The organism is Streptomyces sp. NPDC006529, assembly GCF_040611795.1.
Lineage (GTDB): Bacteria > Actinomycetota > Actinomycetes > Streptomycetales > Streptomycetaceae > Streptomyces.
Window position 1 is genome coordinate 1 of sequence record NZ_JBEXPB010000115.1, and the last position, 2747, is coordinate 2747.

Consider the following 2747-nt stretch of genomic DNA (forward strand, 5'->3'; position numbering starts at 1 on the left):
GGTTGCGATGTGGTGGAGGAGTTGACGCTGGAGGCGCCGTTGGTGCTGCCGGAGCGTGGGGGTGTTCAGCTTCAGCTGGTGGTCGAGGGGGCTGTGGAGGCGGGGCGTCGGCCGTTCGGTGTGTACTCGCGTCGTCAGGACGCGCCGGCGGAGGAGCCGTGGACCCGCCACGCGACGGGCGTCCTCGTCGCAGGGGCCCGGCCCGAACCCTCGCCGGAGTTCGACGAGCTCGCGAGCTGGCCGCCGGTCGGTGCCGTGCCGGTCGACATGGACGGACTCTACGAGGAACTGGCCCGGGAAGGTGTCGCGTACGGTCCCCTTTTCCAGGGGTTGAAGTCGGCCTGGCGCCGGGATGGTGTGCTGTTCACCGAGGTGGTGTTGCCGGAGGCTGGTCAGCGGGATGCGGCGCGGTTCGGGCTGCATCCGGCGCTGCTGGACGCCGGTCTGCACGCCATCGGAGCGGGTGACCCGGACGTAGCTGCTGCTGCTGGTGGTGCACTTCTGCCCTTCTCGTGGGCGGGGGTGTCGCTGTACGCCGTGGGTGCTTCGGCGTTGCGGATGCGTCTGACGCCGAATTCGGCGCAGGACCCGCACACTTTGGCTCTGTTGGTGGCCGATGAGACCGGTGGTCCGGTTGCCTCGGTGGAGTCGCTGATGTTGCGTCCGGCTTCGGCCGCTCAGGTGGGTGCGGTTGGTGCGGTTGGTGCCGGGCATGTGGAGTCGTTGTTCCGGGTGGAGTGGGTGCCGGCGCGGGTGGTTCCTGCTTCTGCCTCTGGTCTTCGGTGGGCGGTGCTGGGTGGTCCTGATGTGGTGGGGCTGGCGGGTACGGGGGCTCAGGTCGCCGAGTATGCGGATGTGGCGGCTCTGGTTGCGGCGCTGGAGGGAGGCGAGCCTCTTCCGGACGCGGTGTTCGTGCTGCCGGCGGCCCAGGAGGACGGCGACACCGTGGGCTTCGTCCATGCGGCGGTGAACTCGGCTCTGACGTTGGTTCAGGAGTGGCTGGCTGAGGAGCGGTTGGTTGGGTTGCGGTTGGTGTGGGTGTCGGCTGGTGCGGTGGCGGTCGGTGCTGGTGTGGGTGTGGGGGATCTGCCGGGTAGTGCGGTGCGGGGTCTGTTGCGTTCGGCGCAGTCGGAGAACCCGGGCCAGTTGGTGATGGTGGATCTGGAGTCCGGTCGGGATGCGGTTGTGGCGTCGGTGGCGGCGCTTCCCGCGGCGCTGGCGGTGGGTGAGCCGGAGCTGGCGATCCGTGATGGTGTGGTGAGCGTGCCGCGCCTGGTCCGCGTACCTGCCTCGGCGGCTGCTGAGGACACGCAGCTGCCGACCGGCTTCGGTGACCCGTCCGGCACGGTCCTGGTCACCGGTGCCACGGGTGGCCTGGGCCGGCTCTTCGCCCGCCACTTCGTCACCGAGCACGGGGTGCGGAACTTGCTGCTGGTCAGCCGTCGTGGTGCCGCTGCCGAGGGCGCGGAAGCGCTGGTCGCCGAGCTGGCTGAACTCGGCGCCCGGGCGCAGGTCGTCGCTTGTGATGTGGCGGACCGGGAGGCGTTGGCGGGGTTGTTGGCGGGGATTCCTGCGGAGCATCCGTTGACGGGTGTGGTGCATGCGGCTGGTGTGCTGGATGACGGTGTGCTGGGTGCGTTGACTGCGGAGCGGGTTTCCGGGGTGTTGCGTCCGAAGGTGGATGCGGCGTGGAACTTGCACGAGTTGACGCGGGACCTTGGATTGTCGGCGTTCGTGTTGTTCTCGGGTGCTGCGGCTTCGTTCGGTGCGGCGGGTCAGGCGAACTATGCGGCGGCGAATGCTTTCCTGGAGGGGTTGGCGGAGCAGCGGCGGGCGGAGGGTCTGCCGGCGGTGTCGCTGGCCTGGGGCCTGTGGGCACCCCAGGCGGGTGGCAGCGGTGGGATGGCCGGTCAGCTCGACGAGGTCGACCTGCGGCGCATTGCACGGGACGGCGTCGGAGCCCTGGCAGGCCACGAGGGCCTCGCGCTGTTCGACAGGGCGTTGAGGGTGGATGCGGCGGTGTTGGTGCCGATGCATCTGGATGTGTCGGTGTTGCGGGCTCGGGCGGTGTCGTCGGGTTCGACTCCGGCGTTGTTGCGGGCTTTGGTGCGGGTTCCGGCGCGGCGTGCGGTGGAGCGTCGGGGTGCGGGTGTGGGCGGTGATGGTGGTTCGCCGTTGGTGGCGCGGTTGCTGGGTGTGCCGGTGGCTGAGCGTGAGGGTGTGCTGCTGGATGTGGTGTGTGGTCGGGTTGCTGCGGTTCTGGGTCATGGTGGTGCGGGGGCGGTGGATGCGGAGCGTGCGTTCCGTGATCTGGGTTTCGATTCGCTGACGGCTGTGGAGCTGCGGAACGTTCTGAAGGAGGAGACGGGGCTGCGGCTGGCGCCGACGCTGGTGTTCGATTATCCGACGCCGGTGTCGCTGGCGCGGCACCTGCTGGCCGAACTCGCCGTCGGCGATGAGCCCGCCGAGCAGAGCGGTGTACACGGGAAGGCGGTCTCGGCCGCGCGGTCGGCGACGGGCGTCGCGGACGACCCGATCGTCATCGTCGGGATGGGCTGCCGCTTCCCGGGTGGAGTTCGTACGCCTGAGGACCTGTGGCAGCTCGTTGCGAGCGGTGCGGATGGGGTCACGGCTTTCCCGACGGATCGTGGTTGGGATGTGGAGGGGTTGTATCACCCGGATCCGGATCATGCGGGGACGTCGTATACGCGTGAGGGTGGGTTCCTGCACGAGGCGGCCGAGTTCGA

General features: G+C 69.5%; 1 protein-coding gene. It reads left to right on the plus strand.

The features are described 5' to 3' along the window. On the plus strand, positions 1-2747 hold a 2747-nt coding region (locus ABZY31_RS31155; RefSeq protein WP_356417036.1), incomplete at both ends, for an SDR family NAD(P)-dependent oxidoreductase.